Consider the following 23,382-nt stretch of genomic DNA (forward strand, 5'->3'; position numbering starts at 1 on the left):
TTTCGTTTCCGGCATTCAGCTTGTAGCACCACGCAATTCGACTTCGAATACCAGCGGCGTGAACGGCGCGATCAAGTCGCCGGCACCGTCGGCGCCATAGGCTTGCGCCGATGGAATTACCAGGCGCCATTTTGCGCCGACCGGCATATTTTGCAGCGCGCTACGCCAGCCGCTGATCACACTATCAAGACTGAACCACTGCGGCTGACTGTTCTGATCGAACACGGTGCCATCAGGTAGACGACCGATATACAGCACCTGGACTTTGCCGTTCGGTCCTGCCTTCGCGCCGGTTCCGGGAGCCAGCTCGGTCAGCAATACTCCATCTGCCAATTGACGGACGCCAGGTTTGGTTTTTTCCTCATCGAGAAAGCGCCGCTCTTTTTCGAGGGCAACTTCGCTTTGCGCGACGGCGGGTTGCTCGGCGACCTGGGCTTCGTGCTCGGCAAGAATCTGTTCGATCTGCTCGTCTTTCAGCGCTAGCGGCTTACCTTGGTAGGCTTGCTGCAAACCTTCGAGCAGTGCCTGAAGTTGCAGGTCCGGAACCTCCTGGCGCAAGCGTTCGCCAAGGCTCGCACCCAAGCTGTAAGCGAGATCGTGAGCGTCATTTGTGGTGGTTTTTTCGGCGGCCTGGATCACGGAAAAAAACATGCACAGCGATAAAAAAAGGTAGCGCGACATAGGCACTCTCCGACCTGAGATGCGCAGGATTATGCCAGTGTGAATGCTCTCGAAGGTGAACTGGTTTTGCGTAAGCGCAGAACATTTTTACTTCGTTGCAACGCAGCGCTTTCGATACTGTCAACATGCCCTAGCGGCGGTTGCAGCAGAGGTCTAGTATGAGCCGCATTCACGTCAGCCAGGAGGTAAACCATGTCGGCCACCAAGAAGCCAGTAAATACTCCGTTGCACTTACTCCAACAACTCTCGGGCAGCCTGCTCGAGCACTTGGAAAACGCTTGTTCCCAAGCCTTGGCTGATGCTGAAAAACTGCTCGCCAAACTGGAAAAGCAGCGCGGAAAAGCGCAGGAAAAACTGCATAAATCCCGCACCAAATTGCAGGACGCTGCGGCGGCCGGCAAAGCCAAGGCACAAGCCAAGGCCAAAGATGCGGTGAAAGAACTTGAGGACCTGCTCGACGCCCTCAAGGCTCGTCAGTCCGAAACTCGCAGCTACATCCTGCAACTCAAACGCGACGCTCAAGAAAGCCTGAAACTGGCCCAGGGTGTCGGTCGTGTCCAAGAGGCTGTCGGCAAGGCGTTGTCCCTGCGTTCGGCCAAGCCAGCCGCGGCACCTGCGAAGAAAGCCGCTGCCAAACCGGTTGCTGCAAAAGCACCGGCCAAGCCTGCTGCGGCTCCTGTTAAAAAAACCGCTGCCAAAGCACCGGTAAAAGCTGCAGCGAAACCAGCCGCAAAACCTGCGGCGAAAAAACCAGTCGCTGCCAGCGCTGCGAAACCAGCAGCTAAAACGACAGCTGCCAAACCTGCCGCTAAGCCAGTCGCTGCCAAAACAGCTGCCGCTAAACCCGCTGCGAAAACCACGGCTGCCAAACCCGCCGTGGCGAAAACTGCAGCTGCAAAACCGGCCGCTAAACCAGCAGCCAAAACTGCCGCCAAACCTGTCGCGGCTAAAACCGCTGCAGCCAAGCCTGCTGCAAAACCGGCGGCGAAACCTGCTGCAAAAACTGCAGCCAAACCCGCCGCTAAACCGGCTGCCAAAACTGCTGCTGCGAAACCTGCCGTCGCTGCCAAGCCAGCCACTGCCGCCAAACCAGCTGTAGCGAAACCAGCAGCCAAACCTGCCGCTGCCAAACCGGCTGCCAAACCTGCCGCCAAGCCAGCAGCAAAACCGGCCGTGAAAAAGCCAGTCGTTGCTGCGAAGCCGACTGCCGCACCTGTCGCCAAGCCAGTAACCCCGGCCCCGGCCCCGGCTGCATCGGCTTCGCCGGCTCCGGTAGCCACTACCTCGACAGCTTCGCCTGCGCCAGCGGCATCGTCGAGCACCAGCACTACCCCAACCAGCGCTTCCTAAGTGCCGGTTACCGCGACGCGCAGCTGATGCAGCGCGTCGCGGCTCAGGTTGGCGGCGCCTGCTGCCATACCTTCCAGCCAGGCCGTTAGATCGGTCGCTTCACACTGCGGCCAACTCTGCGCCAAACGCTCCAGTCGCAACAGCAAATGCCTTTCGGCTTCCATCTCCAGTGTCTTCACTTGTTCGCGTAAATCATCCAGACCGGCATCCTCGCTGGCAGCGGCTTTCCATTGCTGGCGCAAGGTGCGCAACGGTTGCACGACATCCGCGTCCCAAGGCCCGGCTACATCGCGTAGCAGCTGCAGGCGTTGTTCGTTGCAGGCGACTCCACATTTCCCCAGCCACAATCCACAGAGCAGCAGGCACACATTCACACCCGCTGCCTGCAATTGCAGGCAGGCGTGTTCAACGCCGGGACGGGCGTAAGTGTCGAGGGAAAAGCTCCACAGGTCAGAGGACATAGTGCTACTCGCGCCAGTTGCGAGCGAAGCTGGTAGACTCCGCCGCCATTATGATTCGACTTCAGAACCTGACTTTACAGCGTGGCCCGCAACGTCTGCTAGAAGACGCCGAGCTGACCCTGCACGCCGGCCACAAAGCCGGCCTCATCGGTGCCAACGGCGCCGGCAAATCGAGCCTGTTCGCCTTGCTTCGGGGCGAACTGCACCCGGACTCGGGTGACTGCTTCCTGCCGGCCGACTGGCGCATCGCCCACATGCGCCAGGAGGTCGACACCCTCGAGCGCCTGGCGGTCGACTACGTGCTCGATGGCGACCTGCGCCTGCGTCAGGTGCAACGCGACCTGGCGGCGGCCGAAGCGGCCCATGACGGTGCCGCTCAGGCCCGCCTGCACTCGGAGCTCGACAGCGCCGATGGGTACACCGCCGATGCCCGGGCTCGCAAGCTATTGGCGGGCCTTGGGTTCACCAACGAGCAAATGGACCGGCAAGTAGGAGATTTCTCCGGTGGCTGGCGGATGCGTCTGAATCTGGCGCAGGCTTTGATGTGCCCCTCGGACCTGTTGCTGCTCGACGAACCGACCAACCACTTGGACCTCGACGCCATCATCTGGCTCGAAGAGTGGCTCAAAAGCTACCCCGGCACTTTATTGCTGATTTCCCACGACCGAGACTTCCTCGATGCCGTGGTCGATCACGTAGCTCACGTCGATCAACGCAAGATCACCCTGTATCGCGGCGGTTACACCGCGTTTGAACGTGCCCGTGCCGAACGTCTGGCACAGCAACAGCAGGCGTACGAGAAGCAACAGGCGCAACGTGCGCACATGGAAAGCTACATTGCCCGCTTCAAGGCCCAGGCCACCAAGGCCCGTCAGGCCCAGAGCCGGATCAAGGCGCTGGAGCGGATGGAAGAGCTGTCCGCCGCGCACGTCGATTCGCCGTTCGATTTCGTCTTTCGCGAATCGCAGAAAATCTCCAGCCCGCTGATCGATCTATCGGACGCTCGCTTGGGTTATGGCGAAAAAACCGTGCTGGAGAAGGTCAAGCTGCAACTGACCCCTGGCGCGCGGATCGGTTTGCTCGGCCCCAACGGTGCCGGTAAATCGACCCTGATCAAGAACCTCTCCGGTGAGCTCGAGCCATTGGCGGGCCGACTGACTCGGGGCGAGAACACCGTGGTCGGTTACTTCGCCCAGCATCAACTGGATTCCCTCGATTCCAAGGCCAGCCCGTTGCTGCACTTGCAGCGCCTGGCGCCAACCGAACGTGAGCAGACCCTGCGTGACTTCCTCGGTGGTTTCGACTTCCGGGGTGCACGTATCGATGAGCCGGTGTTGAATTTCTCCGGTGGCGAAAAGGCGCGACTGGCCCTGGCGCTGATCGCCTGGGGCCGGCCGAACCTGTTGCTGCTCGACGAACCGACCAACCACCTGGACCTGGAAATGCGCCTGGCGCTGACCATGGCCTTGCAGGAATTCAGTGGCGCGGTTCTGGTGGTCTCCCACGATCGTCATTTGCTTAAAAGCACCACCGACAATTTCTATCTGGTGGCAGACGGCAAGGTCGAGGAGTTCGACGGCGACCTGGAAGACTACACCCGTTGGCTGGTGGAGTACCGTCAGCGCAACGTGCCGGTCAGCAATACCCCGGTCAACCCGGACAAGACCGACAAGAAAGCCCAGCGCCAGGCCGCCGCCGCGTTGCGTCAGCAACTGGCACCGCACAAGCGCGAGGCCGACAAGCTCGAAGCCGAGTTGGGCAAGCTGCACGAGAAACTGGCGAAGATCGACGCCGGCCTCGGCGACAGCGATATTTACGAGCCGGCACGCAAGAACGAATTGCGTGATCTGCTGGCCGAGCAGGCCCGGCTGAAGGTGCGTGAAGCCGAGCTGGAAGAAGCCTGGATGGAAGCGCTCGAATTGCTCGAAAGCATGCAGGCGGAGCTGGAGGCGCTGTCTTGATGGAGGCCTTCAAGCTGCCGTTGCCGGCGATGTGGGTCGAGCCGCTCTGGCTGGTCGTGCAAATCCTGCTGATCCTGCTGGCCGGCTATGTCGCTCAACGCGTCGTCGCCAAATGCCTGACTCGCCTGGGCGAGCGCTACCCGTTCCCGCCGCAGTTCTTGATGCCGCTGCGCGGTGGTTTGCGTTGGCTGATCATGGGCAGCGCGCTGATCTTCGTGCTGGAACGCCTTGGGGTGTCGGCCACAGTGCTCTGGACCGCGTTGTCCGGTTTCGTGGCGGTGGCTGCCGTGGCGTTTTTCGCCATGTGGAGCGTGCTGTCCAACCTGTTGTGCGCGATCCTGATCTTCACCGTCGGCCCATTCCGAATCGGCGATGTGGTCGAGCTGGTGGACACCACCGACAAGCCCGGCGTCAAGGGCCGGGTGGTGGCGATCAATCTGCTCTACACCACGCTGATCGAAGCCGAAGAACTCGGTACCGGAAGTGCCATGGTGCAAGTGCCCAACAGCTTGTTCTTCCAGCGCTCGGTTCGACGCTGGCGCGGTACTGATGTATTCCCTTCAAACGGGTCCGAAAAACAGGCTCGATAGGACGCTACCGCCATCAACGCTGGTCGGCAGTCACTCTGTCCTGCAAAAAATCGATAGTCATTGATCGTAAGGCGCATTAGCTTAGACGTTTGTCACGAGTCTGAGTCGAGGTGTGCAATGCTGCTTCAAACATGGCTGGCATTTTTTGCCGCCTGCTGGGTGATCAGTCTTTCCCCCGGTGCCGGCGCCATTGCGTCGATGTCCAGCGGCCTGCGCTACGGTTTCTGGCGCGGTTACTGGAACGCCCTGGGTCTGCAACTGGGCCTGGCGTTGCAAATTGCGATTGTCGCTGCCGGTGTCGGTGCGATCCTCGCGGCCTCCGCCACTGCCTTTTATGCGATCAAATGGTTCGGCGTGGCTTATTTGGTCTACCTCGCGGTCAAGCAATGGCGCGCGCTGCCCAATGAGATGAGCGACGACGCTGCCATTCGGCAGATCGGCAAGCCGATGGCGCTGGTGTTCCGCGGTTTTCTAGTGAACGTCAGCAACCCCAAGGCTTTGGTGTTCATGCTCGCGGTGCTGCCGCAATTCATCGATCCCCATGCGCCGCTAGTGGCCCAGTACCTGATCCTCGGCGTGACCATGATCTGTGTCGACCTGATCGTCATGGCCGGCTACACCGGGCTGGCGGCCAAGGTCCTGCGTTTGTTGCGCACGCCCAGGCAGCAGAAACGCATGAACCGCACTTTTGCCGGGCTGTTCATCGGCGCGGCGGCATTCATGGCGACTTTGCGCAAAGCAGCGACATAAAGCTTCAGGCACAAAAAAGGCGACCTATCGAGGTCGCCTTTTTCATTACTACAGAGTGGCCAGTCTGAGATCAGTGCAGAATCACCGGCGCCGTATCTCGCGGCAGGTTATTACGCAGCGGTGCCTGCCCCGGCTGCTCGTAACCGCCACCACCGAGCTGTTGGCTCAGTTGTGAAGCCACGTCTTCACCCAACGCCTTGGACACGTCACGCACCACCCGTGGGCGGTTCAGGGAAACCCGGATGTCCCGGCCATTCACCAGTTTGGTGTCCTGACCTTCGCCCATCGCCGTGAAGGCCGAGGTGATCTCGAAGGTCTTGGTGTTGATCAGGCTGAAGTCCGCCACCAGCGTCAACGCCAGCACCGCCGAGTAACTGTCGGTGTTGGCCAGCTCATTCATGTCGCGGGTGAAGTCGATGTCTGACACGGTGCCGAACAGCACATAGTCGGCACCCTTGAAGCTACCGGCCTTGATGCGCTTGATCACGTCATACACGTCGCCTTTGGACGATGCCGTGTAAGGCGTGCCCTGCACCAACTGGAACATCCCGGTGCGCAGGATCTCGCCCTTGATGTCGCCGGTGAATTTGCGCAACTCGCCTTGCTCGATGTAGCTGTTGGTGGCTTCGTACTCTTCGTAACTGGAAGAACCACTGGCGCCGTAATAACTCTGGCTATGGTTACTCTGTGCCGAAACAGTGTGGACGTATTGCTCCACGCGCTCCTGGTACGCCAGATCCGCTACTGCAACTTTCGGGGCCGCTTGCACGCTGAACGCGCAAGCCAGGGCCATCATGCCAATCCATGTGCGCATCGATTAACGCTCCGTGGTTTTGCGGATCTCTTTTTCGTCCATCCACTCGGCCAGACCGCTTTCAACGTCGATCAATTGCAGGCTGAATTTGTAGAAGACGTCCTTGTAGTCGCTGCTGCGCTTGACGATCGAGCTGATCGAACCTTCAAGACGGTATTGGGCGGCAATCATGTTGCCGGTCTTGGCCACGGTGCTCTTCTTGTACAGGCCGCTCTGGTTTTGCAGCTTGAGCTGGTCGACCTGGCTCTGCATTGCGGTGTTGTCGCTGGCGAAACGGGCGACGCCGGACTTCATCAGCTGGGTCTTGATGCTGGTAGTGATTTCGCGGGTATCGATGTACTCGCTGGTCTTGTTCTTCACGTCGTAGACCTGAACCACCGGACGGCCTTGCAGGATGCCGGACTGGGCCAGGGAGCGGGTCATGGATTCGGCGATCATCTGCAGGTCGGTGGAGCCGAACTCGTTGGTCACGGTTTCAACCGCTTTGGTGTCGCCGTAGCTGATGTTTTTGCTGCCCAGCGTCGGCGAAGTGTTGGCGCAACCGCTGGCCAGGAGGGCGATGACGGCGATGAACGAAAAGCGTGCAAACATGGGAATGCTCTCTAGAACTGAACGAATAGGGTGTCGGGCTTAAGGCGTTTTGATTTCGAGACGGAAATCCACGGCTTTGGCGGTTGGCGCAATGGCCTGGATGAAACTGGTCTGCTCGCCGTACATCATCTGGCTTTTCCAGGTTTCCTCTTCGGCAACCGGGAAGCCTTCAGGGCCGAGCCAGGCAAAGCGGTAGTAGAAAGTCTTGTTGTTGTAGCTGGTGTTGCTCAGCTGTGCGTTGACCGTCATGAAGCCGTTTTCCCGCGCCACGCGCATGGCGCCGACCACGATGTTCTTGAGCTTGCCCATGGCCACGACCTTGCTGGCAGCGCTGCCTGGCTCTGGTGGTGGCGGGGTGGCGCAGCCGGCCAGCAAGGCCAGGGCGACGACAGTGATGAGTTTGAAGCGCATGCAAAGACTCCGTTCTTAAGGTTGTTTGAGGCTGGCCACGGTGGTCGGGTTGGCGCTCGGGATCACATGAGCGGCCTGGCCGCTGGCGAATACCTGATTGCCCACGGCGCGCAGGCTGATGACCTGATAGCGCTGATCGACGGTGATCTTGACCACCGAACCACCTATGGCACTCGGCAGCGAGACGTGATGCTCGCCTTTCTTCAAGCGCAGACGCACCACTTGAGTGGTGTCTGGCAGGGTGCGCCATGTACGGGTATCGGCACCTTCGAGCACCGCTGAAGAGATACCGACCGCCAGGCCTGCCAGCGGGTTGGTTTCGTTGATCTTCTTCTGCGCCACGCCTTTGGTCACGGCACGGACGGTGGTGCGCACGATGATGCCCGGCATGTCATCACGCAGCGCGCGGCGGGACATGGCGGTGGTGCTGTTGAGTTGCGTCAGGTTCACCTGCTGACCGTCTACGCCGATCTGGGCGAAGGTGGCGGTGGAGGTGTCTGGCTTGATGATCGGGAACGACAGCGGAGTGATCACCACGTTGTTGCTGATCGGCAATGGCAGCGGAATACGAATCGAGTCGCGGGACGGCGCCAGGCCACTTTGCACGACGATCAGGATGTCGCTGTCGTCGTCCTTGGCGGGTTTATCCAGGTTCACGAGTGCCTGTTCCAGCAGCGGGGTGTTCGGGCGCAGCTCGGCAGCTTTGCGATAGCCCGGCGCGGCCAGGTCTTTCTCGCCCAGGGCTTCGTAGACGAAACCGGCCAGGTAATGGCTGAACGCGCTCTGGTAGCTGTTTTTCAGGCTGACCACTTCCGGCGCGTCGAGACTGGCCACCGGATAACCCTGGAGATCCTTGTACTGGGTTTTGACGCCTTCCTTCTCGGCCTGCTCTTCGCTCTTGAGGTATTCCTTGTCGCGCAGGTCGGCGATCACCGCTTCACGTTCGTGAGTTTTCTTGATCGCGGTGCGCGCGCCGTCGAAGTCATTCACCGCCAGCAGGTTGAGGGCCATCTGCGTGGTCAGCATGACTTTTTCGTAGTCGTAGCCTTCGTAGCGACGGACTTTGTCATTGACCAGGAAGCTGCCGAACTGAGCCAGGTACTTTTCGGTGTCGAGCTTGACCGAGTCTTCCCACTTGCCCACCACCTGATCGGCGCTGCTCCAGGCGTTCTGGCTGCCGGACAAGTCACCCTTGGCGCGCAGCAGTTCACCCTTCTCGAAGTAATAGAGCAGGTCTTTGTCGGCGCCGGTGTTGTTCTTTTCCAACAAGGTCAAGGCGGCGTCGACGTTGCCGGCAGCCAGTTGCTGGTTGGTTTGTGCCAGTTCGGAATCGTAGTTGCGAAAAGCCGAACAGCCGGAGAGCAAGGTGACAGCGCTGAGCGCGATCGAGGTAAGGGCGCGAGAGGCCATAGGGGGTACTTCTTCCCTGAGTATTAGCAGCCGCGCGTGCTGGTCGGGCTGTTGGGACCTATCGGCAGGGAGACTGGCGTCCTGCCAATTCCTCATAAAAAGAGGAGCTTAAATGCCGTATCGTGATAACGACGGCGCGGCATTATAAACAGGGATGCTGGCTATGTAATGGCTTTTTAATTGTATGTTTTCACAACGTGCCATTACTTATTTCTGGCCTGATACCACACTGCTTTCAGGCGCAACGGCAGGTTCGAAAGCCACTCCGTTGCTGTAAATCCGCTCTCCCAGCGCTCGCAGGGTTATGACCTGATGGTTTTGCTCGATGCGGACTTTCAGGGGTGCGGCGCCCGGCGCGTTGGGCAGGCTGATCAGGTGCTCGCCTTTTTTCAGGCGTAGGCGCGCCACCAGGGTGATGTTGGGCAAGGTACGCCAGGTTCGGGTGTCCGCGTGCTCAAAGCCATCGTGCTGCGTCACGTACGAGGCTTTGCTCGGGTCGCGTCGGTTGTCCGTAGCCTGAACAGAAGCGGCCAGGTAGGCACGATATGCGGTGCGCTGAATGATGCCCGGCATATCGTCGCGCAACGTGCGTAAAGACATGTCGGTGATGCTGTTTACAAGGATCAGTTGCTGTTTGCGACCGTCGATCGTCATCTGCGTGAACGCCGGGGTCGACGTGTCGGGAACCATCACCGGAAACGACACGTTGGCGACGATCACCTGATTGTCTTCCAGCCGCACCGGGTAGGGGACACGAACCGAACTGCGCGCTGGCGCCAGGCCACTTTGAACGATGATCAGCACATCACTTTCATTGGCCTTGGTGGCCGGTTTGTCGAGTTCGCGCAATGCTTGCTCGAAGAAGGGCAGGTCGGGTCGCAACTCGATGGCCTGGCGATAACCCGGGGCGGCAAGATCGCGCTCACCCAGCGCTTCATACGTAAACCCGGCCAGGTAGTGACTGAATGCACTCTGATAGCCGTTTTTCAGCGCGATCACGGCGGGCGCATCGAGGGTCATCACGGGGTAGCCCTGGAGATCCTTGTAGTGCACGCGAACGCCCTGGGCCTTGGCTTCCTCTTCAAGTCGCTCGTATTCCTTTTCCCGCTGACGGGCAATCAGAGCTTCACGTTCGTGGGTTTTCTTGATGTCGGCGCGAGCACCGTCGAAGTCATTCACGGCCAACTGGTTCAGGGCCATTTGCGTGGTCAGCATGACTTTTTCGTAGTCGTAGCCATCGTAGCGACGCAGTTTGTCGTTGATGATACTGCCCCAATGATCGCCCATCGCGGACAAGAGCTGTGTGCCGGCAGACTCGACGGTGTCCTGGCGCTGGATCACCATTTGCTCTGCACTGCGCCAGGTAACCTGGCTTTGCTGCAGCGCACCACCGGCACTCAGGACTGCACCTTTTTCGAAGTAGTAGAGCAGGTCCCGTTCTTCTGACGGATTGTGCAGCTCCAGCAGTTGGAGAGCGCCCTGCGGATTTCCCGCTTTCAACTGGGCGGTCGTTTGCTCCAGTTCCAGGTCGTAGTTGCGGTAAGCGGCGCAACCAGTCAGTTGCAGGGCAAGGCTTAACAGCAACGAGAAAAACAGGCGTGAATGCATGGACGTTGATTCTTCCCTGAACGAAACTGACGGAGGGTGGCAATTGGCCACTGAATTTATACGCAGCTACGCAGGAAATTCCAACAAAGCTTGAGCGAAACTCATTGGAAGTGAACAATGTGTTACTTCGTATTTCCATTTGAGATTTATTCATGACTGGCTCCTCTCGTTTTCTGGCGTGGCTCGTGCTGCCGATGATCGCGTTCTGCAGCTTCAATGCGCTGGCCGAAACCGCGGAGGGTGCGCCCAAGGCCTTGCATTTGCTCGATTACATTGCCGCCGATTACCCGACGGCGGTCGAGGGAGGCAAGGTTATTGATGAGGCTGAGTATCTCGAACAGCAGACATTCCTGGGGGAGCTGCAAGGGTTGATCGCCGATTTGCCGGCCAAACCCCAGCGTGCCGAACTGGAGCAGGGCGTTAACGGTCTGCGCACCGCGATCGCCGCTCGCAAGGACGGCGCGGACGTCACCCGTCAGGCGCGTCAACTGGGGGCAAAACTGGCGGTGACCTATGAAGTCAGCCAGGCTCCGGTCATTACCCCGGACCCGACCCGCGGCGCGCCGCTGTATGCCCAGCAATGCTCGGTGTGCCATGGCGATACGGGCATCGGTGACGGCCCGGCAGGTGTCGGCATGACGCCACCGCCGACCAATCTGCGCGATGCCGCGCGACTGGACCGTCTGAGCCTCTACGCGCTTTACAACACGCTGGGTATGGGCGTCGAAGGTACTGACATGCCGGCCTTCGCCGATCAGCTGGACGATCGTCAGCGTTGGGACCTGGCGACCTACATCGCCGGCTTCAGCGCCGATCCGGCCGCGGCAAAATCCGAAAAAACCTACAACATCGCCGACCTGGCGCGTCAGACGCCAGCCGAAGTGCAGGCCGTCGAAGGTCCGCAAGCGGCCGCGACCTTCCGCGCGCAACGAGCGCAACCGCCGCAGGTCAAGCGTGGCCCGGGGCAATTGCTTGAATACACGGCGGCCACGCTGGACAAGAGTATCGCCGCCTATCGCGCTGGCGAGCACGATCAGGCCTACGACCTGTCGGTGGCGGCGTACCTGGAAGGCTTCGAACTGGTTGAAAGCTCTCTGGACAACGTCGACGCCAACGTACGCAAAGACACTGAAAAGTCCCTGATGGCTTACCGTCAGTCGTTGCAGGACGGCTTGCCAGTGGCCCAGGTCGAGCAACGTCTGGAAGTGGCCAAGGCCAAGCTGAAAGAATCCGCTGGCCTGCTCGGTAGCGATGGCTTGAGCTGGTCGCTGAGCTACATCTCCGGTCTGTTGATTCTGTTGCGAGAAGGTCTGGAAGCCATTCTGGTGCTCGCGGCGGTCCTCGCGTTCCTGCGCAATACCGGCCAGCAATCGGCGGTGCGCAGCGTCAACATCGGTTGGGGCCTGGCGCTGTTGGCCGGGCTGGCGACCTGGGCGGTGGCGGCGTATGTGATTGACGTCAGCGGGGCCCAGCGTGAGCTGCTGGAAGGGGCCACTGCGCTGTTTGCCAGTGTCATGGTGCTCTGGCTCGGCGTGTGGATGCACGACCGTCGCCACGCAGCGGCCTGGCAGGATTATATCAAGAGCAGCCTGGTGAGCGGCGGTGGGCGTTTCGGGTTTGCGATCCTGGCGTTCTTCTCGGTGTATCGCGAACTGTTCGAAGTGATCCTGTTTTACGAAACCTTGTGGTTGCAGGCGGGGCCTGCGGGGCATAACGCCGTAATGGCTGGCGGCGCGACGGCGCTGGTTATGCTGGTCGGTCTGGCCTGGGTGATTCTGCGCGGCTCGGCAAAGCTGCCGCTGGCACTGTTCTTCGGCATCAATGCCGGATTGCTGTGCGCGTTGTCGGTGGTGTTTGCCGGCCATGGCGTGAAGGCTTTGCAGGAAGCCGGGGTCTTCGGCACGCGGCCGGTACCGTTCTTTGACTTCGACTGGTTGGGGATCCACGCTGACGCGTATTCGCTGAGTGCCCAGGCTGTGGCGATCATTGCGATCATCGTGCTGTACAGTCGCAGCCGGATGGCCGAGAAGCGGCAGTTGCCGGCTTCTTAAAAGCATTCGCTGCGCTCATATTCGCGGGCAAGCCCGCTCCCATAAGGTTCAGCGCTAACCTTATGGGAGCGGGCTTGCCCGCGATGCTTTTCAATAGAGGAAATCCAATGCGCGTATGGATCGATGCTGACGCCTGCCCTCGGGCAGCCAAGGATCTAGTGGTGAAGTTCGCCCTCAAGCGCCAGTTCGAAGTGGTACTGGTGGCCGGTCAGCCGCAGATCAAGCCGGGCCTTGCGCTGGTGAAACTGATCGTGGTGCCCAGCGGCCCGGATGCCGCCGACGATTACCTGGTGGAACACGCGGTGCCGGGGGAGTTGGTGATTTGCAGCGATGTGCCGCTGGCGGATCGGCTGGTGAAGAACGGCGTTGCGGCGCTGGATCCGCGGGGTAAGGAGTTCGATGCGCAGAACATGGGCGATCGACTCGCGGTGCGTAACCTCTTCACCGACTTGCGCGAGCAGGGGCAGATGAGCGGCGGCCCGGCGCCGTTCGGCGAGCGCGAGAAACAGGCGTTCGCCAATGCGCTGGACCGGATATTGACCCGGTTGTCGCGTAAAGCTTGAGCAAGACGGTAATGATCGTTCCCACGCGGAGTGGGAACAATCACGAGTGTTACTCGTCGTTTTCGTGGGTCAGTTCCAGTACGCGGTCGACCAATTTGTTGATGCCGGAAGCGGCTTCGCTGATCGATTGCGCGAGCATGTACGCCGGCGTGCTCACCAGCTTGCGCGCCTTGTCTTCGACAATGTCGGTCACGGCGCACTCGGCGTGGGTGGCGCCCATCTTGTTCATCGCGGCGGCGGTATCGGCATCGTTGCCGATGGTGCAGGTCACGCCCGGGCCGTAGATTTTTGCCGCCAGGGCCGGCGAGATGCAGATCAGCCCCACCGGTTTGCCAGCCTCGGCGAACGCTTCGGTCAACGCCAGGACGTCAGGTTGAACGCTGCAGCCGGCGCCTTCGACGGCAAAGTTCGACAGGTTCTTGGCCGCCCCGAAACCGCCGGGAACGATCAGCGCATCGAAGTCTTCGACGTCCGCTTCACGGATATCCTTGATGTTGCCCCGGGCGATACGCGCCGATTCCACCAGCACGTTGCGCGATTCGGGCATTTCTTCGCCAGTCAGGTGGTTGACCACATGCAACTGCGCGATGTTGGGTGCAAAGCACTGCACCTGGGCGCCGCGCTGGTCCAGCCGCAGCAGGGTGATCACGCTTTCGTGGATCTCGGCGCCGTCGTACACGCCACAGCCGGAAAGGATCACTGCAATTTTTTTGCTCATGGGCTTTTCTCCAGATTCATGGCGTTAAATGTCCACTAATTTGTCACTCGTTGCCATAGGGTTAATTCGCGGCTACACCTAATCTCTGCTGAACGATTCCGATCAGGTCGCGTCATGAACTTCATTCTGTATGCGGTGCCGTTTTTCTTTGGGCTGATTGCGGTCGAGTTGTTGGCCGACCGTTGGCGCGGGGTGAGCAATTACCGCGTGGCAGACGCGATCAACAGCCTCAGCACCGGCGTATTGTCGACTACCACGGGCCTGTTGACCAAAGGTGTCGGCCTGGTCACTTATGCCTTCGCCCTGGAACATCTGGCCTTGATCGAGCTGTCGGCCGACAGTGTCTGGGTCTGGGTGTTTGCATTCGTCTTCTACGACTTCTGCTACTACTGGCTGCACCGGATGGGCCATGAGCGCAACATCCTCTGGGCCGCGCATTCGGTGCATCACCAGAGCGAGGACTACAACCTCTCCACGGCCCTGCGCCAGACCAGCACCGGGTTTCTGTTGAGCTGGATTTTCTACCTGCCCCTGGCCGTGCTCGGCGTGCCGCTGCTGGTGTTCGTCAGCGTTGCGGCGTTGAACCTGCTGTACCAGTTCTGGGTGCATACCCGGCATATTCCCAAACTTGGCTGGTTCGAGTGGTTCTTCGTCACGCCGTCCAATCATCGGGCTCACCATGCACAGAACGCTCTCTACATGGATCGCAACTACGGCGGGGTGTTCATTATTTGGGACCGTCTGTTCGGCTCGTTCCAGAAAGAGGACGATAACGAACCGGTGATATTCGGCGTGACCACGCCGCTGGCGAGCTGGAATCCGTTGTGGGCGAACGTGCAGTTTTACGCGCAGTTGTGGGATGACGCCCGGCGCGCCGAGCGCTGGTGGGACAAGCTGCGGATCTGGTTCATGCGCACCGGTTGGCGGCCGGCGGACGTGGCGGCCAAATACCCGATGAACAAGCCGGACCTGGCTCAGTTCCGCAAATTCGAGGTGCCGCTGGACGGACGTCAGCAGTGGTATGTGGCGCTGCAGTTCTGCGTCTACATCGCCTTGGGCAGTTACTTGATGAACTTGGAGCAGAGCCTGCCGACCGCAGCCCTGGTGTTGGGTTGGGGCGCCGTGGCGTTGGGGTTGTTCGTGTTGGGTGCAGCCCTGGAGAATCGCCCGCAGGCGTTGAAGCTGGAGCTGTTGCGGCTGGTGTCGAACCTGCCGCTGGTGTGGCTGGCACCGATGGTCGGGCTATGGCCGGGCAGCGCGGTGGGCTGGGTGGTGCTGCTCAGTTACAGCCTGCTCAGCGGCATCGGTCTCTACTGCTGTAGAAACCGCGTCACTCGATGGGCGTCGTAGGTTCGCTGGACTTGGCCTGTTCGGCTTTCAATGCCTGCTCATCGGCGTAGATCTTTTTCGCCAAGCGGGCATTCTTGAAGCGCCGCCGCAGCCACAGGACAAAGCCCAGGACCAGCAGGGCGCCCAGCACCCACAGCTCGTATTTCTTGACGCTGCCCAGCATACCTTCGAGCACCGCGCCGAAGTGATACGCAGCCGCTGCCAGCGCCGCAGCCCAGATGGCCGCGCCAATCCCGTTGAGCAGCAGATAGCGTCCCGGCGGATAGCCCGACAGACCGATTGCCACCGGCATGACGGTGCGCAAGCCATAGACAAAGCGGAAGCTCAGCACCCAGATGTCCGGGTGCTTGCGGATATGTTCCAGTGCCCGATCGCCCATCAATTGCCAGCGCGGTTTGCGCGCCAGCAATTTGCGCCCGTGCTTGCGCCCCAGGAAGTACCACAGCTGATCGCCGGCATAACTGCCGAAGAACGCCACGACCACCACCAGGTTGATGTCCATGTACCCACGGAACGCGAGGAAGCCTGCGAGTACCAGAATGGTTTCGCCTTCGAAAAACGTGCCGAGGAACAGGGCAAAGTAGCCGAAGTCATGTAGGAATTGTTGGAGCATTGTCTGGGTGCTGGCGAAATGAACGCGCAGCCTAACCCTTCGTGCACATTCATGAAAGTGTCCAAATGTGTCTCGACGTGAACATTTCCTACAAGGACAATGGAATGCGGCTACCTGTCACAGGGGTGCACACAACTGTCATACGTTGGTCATAATGGCCGCTTATAACTGTCACGCTCGCCCGCCAGCGCGGGCTCAGGAGTCTGCCGTGAGCTTTACCCCCGCCAACCGTTTGTTTCCTGCAACCCGCCTGCGTCGCAACCGTCGTGATGATTTTTCGCGTCGTCTGGTCCGTGAAAACGTACTGACCGTCGATGACCTGATCCTGCCGGTATTCGTGCTGGAGGGTGAAAACCGTCGCGAAGCAGTGGCGTCGATGCCGGGCGTCGAACGCCTGACCATCGATCTGTTGCTGGAAGAAGCTGCCAAATGGGTCGAGCTGGGCATTCCGGCGCTGGCACTGTTCCCGGTGACGCCACCGGAACTCAAGTCACTGGATGCCGCCGAAGCCTGGAACCCCAACGGCATCGCCCAGCGCGCTACCCGCGCTCTGCGTGCGCAGTTCCCGGAGCTGGGTGTGATCACCGACGTCGCCCTGGACCCGTTCACCACTCATGGGCAAGACGGCATCCTCGACGAAGAAGGCTACGTAGAGAACGACATCACCGTCGACGCACTGGTTAAGCAGGCTTTGTCCCACGCCGAAGCCGGCGCTCAAGTGGTGGCTCCGTCAGACATGATGGACGGCCGCATTCAGGCGATCCGCGAAGCGCTGGAGCTGGCGGGGCACGTTAATGTGCGGATCATGGCCTACTCGGCCAAGTACGCCAGTGCCTACTACGGCCCGTTCCGCGATGCGGTGGGTTCGGCGTTGAACCTGGGCAAGGCCAACAAGGCCTCCTATCAGATGGACCCGGCCAACAGCAACGAAGCCCTGCACGAAGTGGCGGCCGACTTGTCAGAAGGCGCAGACATGGTCATGGTCAAGCCAGGCATGCCGTATCTGGATATTCTTTATCGGGTCAAGGAAGCGTTCAAAGTGCCGACCTTTGTGTATCAGGTCAGCGGTGAATACGCCATGCACATGGCGGCGATCCAGAATGGCTGGTTGAGCGAAGGGGTTATCCTCGAATCCCTGACCGCTTTTAAACGTGCAGGCGCAGATGGCATCCTGACTTACTTTGCCGTCCGTGCTGCTCAATTGTTACGAGAGCAAAAATAGCCCTCCCAGGAACATTCGATGAATACCGAAGGACTCACTGAAGTTGCCGTAAAAGACGCTCAACCTGTGGTGGAGCAAATCGCTGAAACTCCGCCGGAGCTGGAGCCCGCTCCACCTGCGGTGGTGGCCGAGCCCGTTGTGGCGGCGCCAGCGATTGCCATTCCCGGTCTGGATGACAGCAGCCTGTACATCCATCGCGAGCTCTCGCAACTGCAGTTCAACATCCGCGTGCTGGAACAGGCGCTGGATGAGTCCTACCCATTGCTGGAGCGGCTGAAGTTTCTGCTGATCTTCTCCAGTAACCTGGACGAGTTCTTCGAGATTCGTGTGGCCGGCCTGAAGAAGCAGATCACCTTCGCCCGTGAACAGGCTGGCGCCGATGGCCTGCAACCGCATCAGGCCCTGGCTCGCATCAGCGAATTGGTGCACGGTCACGTCGACCGCCAATACGCGATTCTCAACGACATTCTGTTGCCGGAACTGGAAAAACATCAGGTCCGCTTCATCCGTCGTCGTTATTGGACTACCAAGCTCAAGACTTGGGTCCGCCGTTATTTCCGCGACGAGATCGCGCCGATCATCACCCCGATCGGTCTCGACCCGACGCACCCGTTCCCGTTGCTGGTGAACAAGAGCCTGAACTTCATCGTCGAGCTCGAAGGCATCGACGCCTTCGGTCGCGATTCCGGCCTGGCGATCATCCCGGCGCCGCGTCTGCTGCCGCGGATCATCAAGGTGCCGGAAGAAGTCGGCGGCCCGGGTGACAACTATGTATTCCTGTCGTCGATGATCCACGCGCACGCCGACGACCTGTTCCAGGGCATGAAGGTCAAGGGCTGCTACCAGTTCCGCCTGACCCGGAACGCCGACCTCGCGGTCGATACCGAAGACGTGGAAGACCTGGCCCGCGCCCTGCGCGGCGAGTTGTTCTCCCGTCGCTATGGTGATGCGGTGCGGCTGGAAGTGGCCGACACCTGCCCGAAACACCTGTCCGATTACCTGCTCAAGCAGTTCAACCTGCAGGAGACCGAGCTGTATCAGGTCAATGGTCCGGTCAACCTGACCCGGCTGTTCAGCATCACCGGCCTGGACAGTCATCCGGAGCTGCAATACACGCCGTTCACCCCGCAGATCCCGAAACTGCTGCAGAACAGCGAGAACATTTTCAGCGTGATCAGCAAGCAGGACATCTTGCTTCTGCACCCGTTCGAGTCCTTCACCCCGGTGGTCGACTTGCTGCGTCAGGCGGCCAAGGATCCACACGTGTTGGCGGTTCGCCAGACGTTGTATCGCAGCGGCGCCAACTCGGAGATCGTCGATGCGCTGGTGGATGCGGCGCGGAACGGCAAGGAAGTGACGGCGGTGATCGAATTGCGCGCGCGGTTCGATGAAGAATCCAACCTGCAGCTGGCCAGCCGTCTGCAGGCGGCCGGCGCCGTGGTGATTTACGGCGTGGTCGGCTTCAAGACCCACGCCAAGATGATGCTGATTCTGCGTCGCGAAGCCGGCGAGATTGTTCGCTACGCTCACTTGGGTACCGGCAACTACCACGCGGCCAACGCTCGTCTGTACACCGACTACAGCCTGCTGACCTCCGACGATGCCTTGTGCGAAGACGTCGGCAAACTGTTCAGCCAGTTGATCGGCATGGGTAAAACCCTGCGCATGAAAAAACTGCTGCACGCGCCGTTCACGTTGAAGAAGGGCATGCTCGACATGATTGCCCGGGAGACGCAATTCGCCCTCGACGGCAAACCGGCGCACATCATCGCCAAGTTCAACTCGCTGACCGATCCAAAGGTCATCCGCGCGTTGTACAAGGCCAGCCAGTCCGGGGTACGCATCGATCTGGTGGTGCGCGGCATGTGCTGCCTGCGACCGGGCATCGCCGGGGTATCGCACAACATCCACGTACGTTCGATCATCGGTCGTTTCCTGGAGCACACCCGGGTTTTCTACTTCCTCAATGGCGGTGAAGAGCAGATGTTCCTGTCCAGTGCCGACTGGATGGAACGCAACCTCGACAAGCGCGTCGAGACTTGCTTCCCGGTCGAGGGCAAGAAGCTGATTTTGCGGGTCAAGAAAGAGCTGGAGCTTTATCTTACCGACAACACCCACAGCTGGAGCCTGCAGTCGGACGGTCGCTACGTCCGTAATACACCGACCGGCAACCAGAACCCGCGCAGCGCCCAGGCCACCTTGCTGGAGCGGTTGGGCAGCCCGATTCTGGCGGTGCGTTAACGCAAACCTTGGGCGATAAAAAATGGCGATCCATGTGGATCGCCATTTTTTTTTACCTCGCCCGAGCGATGAGCGATGAATGACTGTGGCGAGGGAGCTCGCTCCCGCTGGACTGCGTAGCAGTCCTTCTTTTGGGGCCGCTGCGAGGCCCAACGGGAGCAAGCTCCCTCACCACAGGCTTAGCGAACGTTCAGCACGAAGCTGACGCGGGTCAGCCATTCGGCTTCCAGGGCGAAGTCGGCCTGGGTCAACTGGTTGTCATCCAGCCAATGTTCCGGGAATAACACATCCAGGCTGTCGCCGTTGGCGTGCAGCACGACCTGTGGCATTTCCTGGGTGCCACGGATGTGGTGGAACAGAATCGCAAAGCGCAGCAGCACGCACAGGCGAATCAGCTTGATGCCATCGTCGCCAAAATCGGCAAACCTGTCCTTGGGAATATTTCGACGGTGGCCACGCACCAGTAGCGCGAGCATCAGTTGGTCTTCGCGGGAGAACCCGGCCAGGTCCGAGTGCTCGATCAGGTACGAGCCGTGTTTGTGATACTGATAGTGGGCGATGTCCAGGCCCACTTCATGGACCTTGGCTGCCCAGCTCAGCAGTTCGCGCCAGACGCCGTCATCCAGCTCCCAGTCCGCGGCCACTTGATCGAAGGCATGCAGCGCCTTGCGTTCGACCCGCGCGGCTTGCTCCAGATCGACGTGGTAACGCTCCATCAGCGAGCTGAGCGTGCGCTCACGGACATCTTCGTGATGATGACGGCCCAGCAGGTCATAGAGCACGCCTTCGCGCAGGGCGCCTTCACAGTGGTCCATGCGTTGCAGTTCGAGGGCATCGAAGATTGCTTCGAGAATCGCCAGCCCGGCGGGGAAGATCGCCCGGCGGTCGGGCTTGATGCCTTCGAAGTCGATTTTCTCGACATCACCGAGTTTGATCAGCTTGCGCTTGAGCCAGGCCAAGCCTTCGGCGTTCACCTCGCCCGTGCCATGCCCGCCGGCCTTCAGCGCCAGGCCAATGGCGCGAATGGTGCCCGAGGAGCCGATGGCTTCATCCCAGGTCAGGCGGTGCAGGGCGTGTTCGATGCTCATGATCTCCAGCCGCGCCGCGGTGTACGCCTGGGCGTAGCGGGCCGGGGTGATCTTGCCGTCCTTGAAATAGCGTTGGGTGTAGCTGACGCAACCCATTTGCAGGCTTTCGCGCAGCAGCGGTTCAAAGCGCTGGCCAATGATGAATTCGGTACTGCCGCCGCCGATGTCGGCCACCAGGCGTTTGCCCGGGGTGTCGGCGAGGGTGTGGGAGACGCCGAGGTAAATCAGGCGCGCTTCTTCACGGCCGGAGATGACTTCTACCGGATGGCCGAGGATTTCTTCGGCACGGCGGATGAATTCGCCGCGGTTGCGGGCTTCGCGCAGGGCGTTGGTGCCGACGATCCGCACGGTGCCCGGTGGCATACCGTTGATCAGTTGGGCAAAACGCTTCAGGCAATCGAGCCCGCGCTGCATGGATTCTTCGCTAAGTTGACGCTCTTCGTCGATGCCGGCGGCCAGCTGAACCTTCTCCCCGAGACGCTCGAGAATCCGGATTTCGCCGTTCTGGGCCTTGGCCACGACCATGTGAAAGCTGTTGGAGCCCAGGTCGATTGCGGCGATCAGGGACAGATTCTTGACTTGGGATAGCGGCATGGTCAGGGGGTCTCGGTCGATAACCTCGACATCCTGCCACGATCAAACGCTCGCGCCAACGCGTACGGTTTAATGCCTTGATCCAGCGCACGGACGACGTGGGTTCCTGTGGCGAGGGAGCTTGCTCCCGCTGGGCAGCGCAGCGGCCCCAAAACCATTCAACGCAGTGCTTCAGGAAAAGCCGGCCAGCAGGTTTACGACTGCTGCGCAGCCGAGCGGGGGCAAGCTCCCTCGCCACAGCGGTTCAGCCCGCCGCCTCCACGGTCCCAATGAAGTTCGCCAGCTCCGCCGTCTGCGGATTGGCAAACAACACCTTCGGATCTCCCACCTCATGCACCTTGCCCTGGTGCATGAACACCAATTTGTCGCCCACTTCCCGGGCAAAGCGCATTTCGTGGGTGACCATGATCAATGTCATGCCTTCCCTGGCCAGTTGCCGGACCACGCTCAACACCTCATTGACCAGTTCCGGGTCCAGGGCCGAGGTGATTTCGTCGCAAAGCAAGACTTTCGGTGACATCGCCAGCGCCCGGGCAATCGCTACCCGCTGTTGCTGGCCGCCGGAGAGTCGATCCGGGAAAGCGTCGAATTTCTCGCCCAGCCCGACCCGTTCCAGCATCTGTCGCGCCAGTTCGGTGGCTTTGGCTTTCGGCACTTTCTGCACCACTTGTGGCGCAAGCATGACGTTTTCGCCGACGGTCAGGTGTGGGAACAGGTTGAACTGCTGGAACACCATCCCGACTTTCTGCCGCAGGCTGCGCAGGTCGGCGCGGGCGGCGTCGAGGTATTCGCCGTCGACTTCGATCACGCCGTCGTTGATCGATTCCAGACCATTGAGGGTACGCAGCAAGGTGGACTTGCCCGAGCCGCTGCGACCGATGATCGCCACCACCTGGCCTTCCTCGATACTCAGATCGATGCCTTTGAGCACATGGTGGTCGCCGTAATATTTATGCAGGGCGGAAATTCTAAGCAGAGGCATGCAGTCTCCTTTCCAGGTAGCGCGCACTGAGGGACAAGGGGTAGCAGAGCAGGAAGTAACCGAGGGCGACGAGGCCGTAGACCATGAACGGTTCGAAGGTCGCGTTGGCGAGCATGCCGCCGGTCTTGGTCAGTTCGGTAAAGCCGATGATCGAGGTGACGGCGGTGCCCTTGACCACTTGCACCGAGAAGCCCACGGTCGGCGCCACGGCGATGCGCAGCGCTTGCGGCAGGATCACGTAACGCAATTGCTCCAGCGGGTTGAGCGCCAGGCTCGACGAGGCTTCCCACTGGCCGTTGGGGATTGAGTCGACGCAACCGCGCCAGATCTCCGCCAGGTAGGCGCTGGTGAACAGCGTCAATGCAATCGCCGCCGCCATCCACGGTGAAATTTCCACACCGGCCAAGGCCACACCGAAGAACACCAGAAACAGCTGCATCAACAGCGGCGTGCCCTGGAACAATTCGATGTAGGTGCGGGCGAAGTGGCTGGGCAGGGATTTCTTTGAAATCCGCATCACCATGATCAGCAAGCCGATCAGCCCACCGCCGATAAACGCCACCAGCGACAACGCCAGCGTCCATTGCAGGCCCGTAAGCAGGTTGCGCAGGATGTCCCAGAAGGTGAAATCGCTCATTGGCTGCTCCTTGCACTGCTTTTGGACAGGTAGCGGCGGCCGATCCAGTTCAGCAATTGGCGGATCAGCAGTGCCATGCACAGGTAGAGCAGCGTGGTCAGGGCGTAGGTTTCAAAGGCGCGAAAGTTGCGCGACTGAATGAAGTTGGCGGCGAAACTCAGCTCTTCGGTGGCGATCTGCGAACAGACCGCCGAGCCGAGCATGACGATGATGATCTGGCTGCTCAGGGCCGGCCAGACTTTGCCCAGTGCCGGCAGCAGAACCACGTGGCGGAAGGCTTCGAAACGCGACATCGCCAGGGCGGCTGCGGCTTCCAGTTGCCCGCGGGGGATCGCTTGAATGCCGGCGCGGATGATCTCGGTCGAATAGGCGCCCAGGTTGATCACCATCGCCAGCACCGCCGCCTGCCATTCGGAAATCTGCAGGCCCAGCGACGGCAAACCGAAGAAGATGAAAAACAACTGCACCAGAAAGGGTGTGTTGCGGATCAACTCGACGTAGACCCCGAAAATGCCGGCGAACGGGCGGATGTTCCACGCCCGCACCAACGCGCCGACGATGCCCAGAGCGACCCCGAACACTGCGCCAACGGCCGTCAGCTCAAGGGTGAACAACGCACCGCGCAGCAGCAGGTCGGTGTTTTCCACCACCGGCAAGAAATCGAACTGATAAGCCATAAGTCGTCTCCCGAGCGAA

The 23,382-nt window shown here is 60.3% G+C and carries 22 protein-coding genes; 9 read left to right on the forward strand and 13 right to left on the reverse strand.

Annotated features, from left to right (window positions below; translation table 11 throughout):
• Positions 1-15 precede the first annotated feature (15 nt).
• The gene (locus tag ACEN8R_RS25295; protein ID WP_495624422.1) at positions 16-681 is read right to left on the reverse strand and encodes an FKBP-type peptidyl-prolyl cis-trans isomerase; all 666 of its coding nucleotides are present in this window, start codon (positions 679-681) and stop codon (positions 16-18) included.
• A gap of 192 nt (positions 682-873) precedes the next feature.
• Between ACEN8R_RS25295 and ACEN8R_RS25300 the strand changes: the two genes are divergently transcribed.
• Positions 874-2,031 carry an AlgP family protein gene (locus tag ACEN8R_RS25300; RefSeq protein WP_495624423.1) on the forward strand — a complete coding sequence of 386 codons (1,158 nt, stop codon included), beginning with the start codon at positions 874-876 and terminating at the stop codon, positions 2,029-2,031.
• On the opposite strand, the gene ACEN8R_RS25305 is transcribed toward ACEN8R_RS25300, so the two are convergent.
• Positions 2,028-2,492: a TIGR02444 family protein gene (locus ACEN8R_RS25305; protein WP_258612830.1), complete on the reverse strand. Its 465-nt coding sequence runs from the start codon at positions 2,490-2,492 to the stop codon at positions 2,028-2,030. The genes ACEN8R_RS25300 and ACEN8R_RS25305 overlap by 4 nt on opposite strands.
• A gap of 50 nt (positions 2,493-2,542) precedes the next feature.
• Between ACEN8R_RS25305 and ACEN8R_RS25310 the strand changes: the two genes are divergently transcribed.
• From ACEN8R_RS25310 to ACEN8R_RS25320, 3 genes are all read left to right on the forward strand, one after another.
• On the forward strand, positions 2,543-4,453 hold the full coding sequence (locus ACEN8R_RS25310; RefSeq protein ID WP_018927551.1) for an ATP-binding cassette domain-containing protein: 1,911 nt from the start codon (positions 2,543-2,545) through the stop codon (positions 4,451-4,453).
• On the forward strand, positions 4,453-5,043 hold the full coding sequence (locus ACEN8R_RS25315) for a mechanosensitive ion channel family protein (RefSeq protein ID WP_018927552.1): 591 nt from the start codon (positions 4,453-4,455) through the stop codon (positions 5,041-5,043). Before ACEN8R_RS25310 ends, ACEN8R_RS25315 begins: the two co-directional genes overlap by 1 nt.
• Before the next feature lie 117 nt (positions 5,044-5,160).
• Positions 5,161-5,793, forward strand: coding sequence for a LysE family transporter (locus ACEN8R_RS25320; protein ID WP_018927553.1), 633 nt, complete (start codon positions 5,161-5,163; stop codon positions 5,791-5,793).
• Positions 5,794-5,863: 70 nt separating this feature from the next.
• On the opposite strand, the gene ACEN8R_RS25325 is transcribed toward ACEN8R_RS25320, so the two are convergent.
• From ACEN8R_RS25325 to ACEN8R_RS25345, 5 genes are all read right to left on the reverse strand, one after another.
• Positions 5,864-6,607 (reverse strand): hypothetical protein, encoded by a 744-nt coding sequence (locus tag ACEN8R_RS25325; RefSeq protein WP_018927554.1) that lies wholly within the window; start codon positions 6,605-6,607, stop codon positions 5,864-5,866.
• A 3-nt stretch (positions 6,608-6,610) separates the two neighbouring features.
• Entirely contained in the window at positions 6,611-7,198 is a 588-nt protein-coding gene (gene lpoB / locus ACEN8R_RS25330) for a penicillin-binding protein activator LpoB (protein ID WP_007941608.1), read from the reverse strand.
• A gap of 39 nt (positions 7,199-7,237) precedes the next feature.
• Positions 7,238-7,609 (reverse strand): YcfL family putative periplasmic lipoprotein, encoded by a 372-nt coding sequence (locus ACEN8R_RS25335; RefSeq protein ID WP_018927555.1) that lies wholly within the window; start codon positions 7,607-7,609, stop codon positions 7,238-7,240.
• A gap of 15 nt (positions 7,610-7,624) precedes the next feature.
• Positions 7,625-9,019, reverse strand: coding sequence for a COG3014 family protein (locus ACEN8R_RS25340; protein WP_495624424.1), 1,395 nt, complete (start codon positions 9,017-9,019; stop codon positions 7,625-7,627).
• Positions 9,020-9,226: 207 nt separating this feature from the next.
• The gene (locus tag ACEN8R_RS25345) at positions 9,227-10,627 is read right to left on the reverse strand and encodes a COG3014 family protein (protein WP_018927557.1); all 1,401 of its coding nucleotides are present in this window, start codon (positions 10,625-10,627) and stop codon (positions 9,227-9,229) included.
• 152 nt (positions 10,628-10,779) lie between these two features.
• Between ACEN8R_RS25345 and ACEN8R_RS25350 the strand changes: the two genes are divergently transcribed.
• Both ACEN8R_RS25350 and ACEN8R_RS25355 read left to right on the forward strand, forming a co-directional pair.
• Complete coding sequence (locus tag ACEN8R_RS25350; RefSeq protein WP_495624425.1) at positions 10,780-12,678, forward strand: FTR1 family protein; 1,899 nt, start codon at positions 10,780-10,782, stop codon at positions 12,676-12,678.
• 107 nt (positions 12,679-12,785) lie between these two features.
• Positions 12,786-13,241 (forward strand): YaiI/YqxD family protein, encoded by a 456-nt coding sequence (locus tag ACEN8R_RS25355; RefSeq protein ID WP_064621049.1) that lies wholly within the window; start codon positions 12,786-12,788, stop codon positions 13,239-13,241.
• Positions 13,242-13,290: 49 nt separating this feature from the next.
• On the opposite strand, the gene elbB is transcribed toward ACEN8R_RS25355, so the two are convergent.
• Positions 13,291-13,959 (reverse strand): isoprenoid biosynthesis glyoxalase ElbB, encoded by a 669-nt coding sequence (gene elbB / locus ACEN8R_RS25360; RefSeq protein WP_018927560.1) that lies wholly within the window; start codon positions 13,957-13,959, stop codon positions 13,291-13,293.
• A gap of 114 nt (positions 13,960-14,073) precedes the next feature.
• Here elbB and ACEN8R_RS25365 point away from each other — a divergent pair, with 114 nt between their 5' ends.
• Positions 14,074-15,309: a sterol desaturase family protein gene (locus tag ACEN8R_RS25365; protein ID WP_495624426.1), complete on the forward strand. Its 1,236-nt coding sequence runs from the start codon at positions 14,074-14,076 to the stop codon at positions 15,307-15,309.
• On the opposite strand, the gene ACEN8R_RS25370 is transcribed toward ACEN8R_RS25365, so the two are convergent.
• Entirely contained in the window at positions 15,290-15,922 is a 633-nt protein-coding gene (locus ACEN8R_RS25370; RefSeq protein ID WP_018927562.1) for a DedA family protein, read from the reverse strand. The two genes, ACEN8R_RS25365 and ACEN8R_RS25370, sit on opposite strands and share 20 nt — an antisense overlap.
• A gap of 208 nt (positions 15,923-16,130) precedes the next feature.
• Here ACEN8R_RS25370 and hemB point away from each other — a divergent pair, with 208 nt between their 5' ends.
• Together hemB and ppk1 are read left to right on the forward strand one after the other, a co-directional pair.
• Positions 16,131-17,144: a porphobilinogen synthase gene (gene hemB / locus ACEN8R_RS25375; protein ID WP_495624427.1), complete on the forward strand. Its 1,014-nt coding sequence runs from the start codon at positions 16,131-16,133 to the stop codon at positions 17,142-17,144.
• Between the two features lie 18 nt (positions 17,145-17,162).
• Positions 17,163-19,385 (forward strand): polyphosphate kinase 1, encoded by a 2,223-nt coding sequence (ppk1, locus tag ACEN8R_RS25380; protein WP_018927564.1) that lies wholly within the window; start codon positions 17,163-17,165, stop codon positions 19,383-19,385.
• A gap of 179 nt (positions 19,386-19,564) precedes the next feature.
• Here the strand turns inward: ppk1 and ppx are convergent, their stop codons facing one another.
• The 4 genes from ppx to ACEN8R_RS25400 form a co-directional block, all read right to left on the reverse strand.
• On the reverse strand, positions 19,565-21,067 hold the full coding sequence (gene ppx / locus ACEN8R_RS25385) for an exopolyphosphatase (RefSeq protein ID WP_495624428.1): 1,503 nt from the start codon (positions 21,065-21,067) through the stop codon (positions 19,565-19,567).
• A gap of 244 nt (positions 21,068-21,311) precedes the next feature.
• Entirely contained in the window at positions 21,312-22,049 is a 738-nt protein-coding gene (locus ACEN8R_RS25390; RefSeq protein WP_018927566.1) for an amino acid ABC transporter ATP-binding protein, read from the reverse strand.
• On the reverse strand, positions 22,036-22,686 hold the full coding sequence (locus ACEN8R_RS25395; RefSeq protein ID WP_007899375.1) for an amino acid ABC transporter permease: 651 nt from the start codon (positions 22,684-22,686) through the stop codon (positions 22,036-22,038). The genes ACEN8R_RS25390 and ACEN8R_RS25395 overlap by 14 nt, the downstream gene beginning before the upstream one ends.
• On the reverse strand, positions 22,683-23,363 hold the full coding sequence (locus ACEN8R_RS25400; protein ID WP_305410475.1) for an amino acid ABC transporter permease: 681 nt from the start codon (positions 23,361-23,363) through the stop codon (positions 22,683-22,685). Before ACEN8R_RS25400 ends, ACEN8R_RS25395 begins: the two co-directional genes overlap by 4 nt.
• Between the last annotated feature and the right edge of the window lie 19 nt (positions 23,364-23,382).

This window comes from Pseudomonas sp. Pseusp15, assembly GCF_059492165.1.

Bases quoted from the DNA above. Each gene is read 5' to 3' on its own strand.
- elbB (WP_018927560.1), bottom strand. From the start codon at position 13,959: ATGAGCAAAAAAATTGCAGTGATCCTTTCCGGCTGTGGCGTGTACGAC.
- ACEN8R_RS25390 (WP_018927566.1), bottom strand. From the start codon at position 22,049: ATGCCTCTGCTTAGAATTTCCGCCCTGCATAAATATTACGGCGACCAC.
- ACEN8R_RS25335 (WP_018927555.1), bottom strand. From the start codon at position 7,609: ATGCGCTTCAAACTCATCACTGTCGTCGCCCTGGCCTTGCTGGCCGGC.
- ACEN8R_RS25340 (WP_495624424.1), bottom strand. From the start codon at position 9,019: ATGGCCTCTCGCGCCCTTACCTCGATCGCGCTCAGCGCTGTCACCTTG.
- ACEN8R_RS25325 (WP_018927554.1), bottom strand. From the start codon at position 6,607: ATGCGCACATGGATTGGCATGATGGCCCTGGCTTGCGCGTTCAGCGTG.
- ACEN8R_RS25400 (WP_305410475.1), bottom strand. From the start codon at position 23,363: ATGGCTTATCAGTTCGATTTCTTGCCGGTGGTGGAAAACACCGACCTG.
- ACEN8R_RS25365 (WP_495624426.1), top strand. From the start codon at position 14,074: ATGAACTTCATTCTGTATGCGGTGCCGTTTTTCTTTGGGCTGATTGCG.
- ACEN8R_RS25345 (WP_018927557.1), bottom strand. From the start codon at position 10,627: ATGCATTCACGCCTGTTTTTCTCGTTGCTGTTAAGCCTTGCCCTGCAA.
- ACEN8R_RS25310 (WP_018927551.1), top strand. From the start codon at position 2,543: ATGATTCGACTTCAGAACCTGACTTTACAGCGTGGCCCGCAACGTCTG.
- ACEN8R_RS25295 (WP_495624422.1), bottom strand. From the start codon at position 681: ATGTCGCGCTACCTTTTTTTATCGCTGTGCATGTTTTTTTCCGTGATC.
- ACEN8R_RS25300 (WP_495624423.1), top strand. From the start codon at position 874: ATGTCGGCCACCAAGAAGCCAGTAAATACTCCGTTGCACTTACTCCAA.
- lpoB (WP_007941608.1), bottom strand. From the start codon at position 7,198: ATGTTTGCACGCTTTTCGTTCATCGCCGTCATCGCCCTCCTGGCCAGC.
- ACEN8R_RS25395 (WP_007899375.1), bottom strand. From the start codon at position 22,686: ATGAGCGATTTCACCTTCTGGGACATCCTGCGCAACCTGCTTACGGGC.
- ACEN8R_RS25355 (WP_064621049.1), top strand. From the start codon at position 12,786: ATGCGCGTATGGATCGATGCTGACGCCTGCCCTCGGGCAGCCAAGGAT.
- ACEN8R_RS25320 (WP_018927553.1), top strand. From the start codon at position 5,161: ATGCTGCTTCAAACATGGCTGGCATTTTTTGCCGCCTGCTGGGTGATC.
- ppk1 (WP_018927564.1), top strand. From the start codon at position 17,163: ATGAATACCGAAGGACTCACTGAAGTTGCCGTAAAAGACGCTCAACCT.
- ACEN8R_RS25370 (WP_018927562.1), bottom strand. From the start codon at position 15,922: ATGCTCCAACAATTCCTACATGACTTCGGCTACTTTGCCCTGTTCCTC.
- ppx (WP_495624428.1), bottom strand. From the start codon at position 21,067: ATGCCGCTATCCCAAGTCAAGAATCTGTCCCTGATCGCCGCAATCGAC.
- ACEN8R_RS25305 (WP_258612830.1), bottom strand. From the start codon at position 2,492: ATGTCCTCTGACCTGTGGAGCTTTTCCCTCGACACTTACGCCCGTCCC.
- ACEN8R_RS25350 (WP_495624425.1), top strand. From the start codon at position 10,780: ATGACTGGCTCCTCTCGTTTTCTGGCGTGGCTCGTGCTGCCGATGATC.
- ACEN8R_RS25315 (WP_018927552.1), top strand. From the start codon at position 4,453: ATGGAGGCCTTCAAGCTGCCGTTGCCGGCGATGTGGGTCGAGCCGCTC.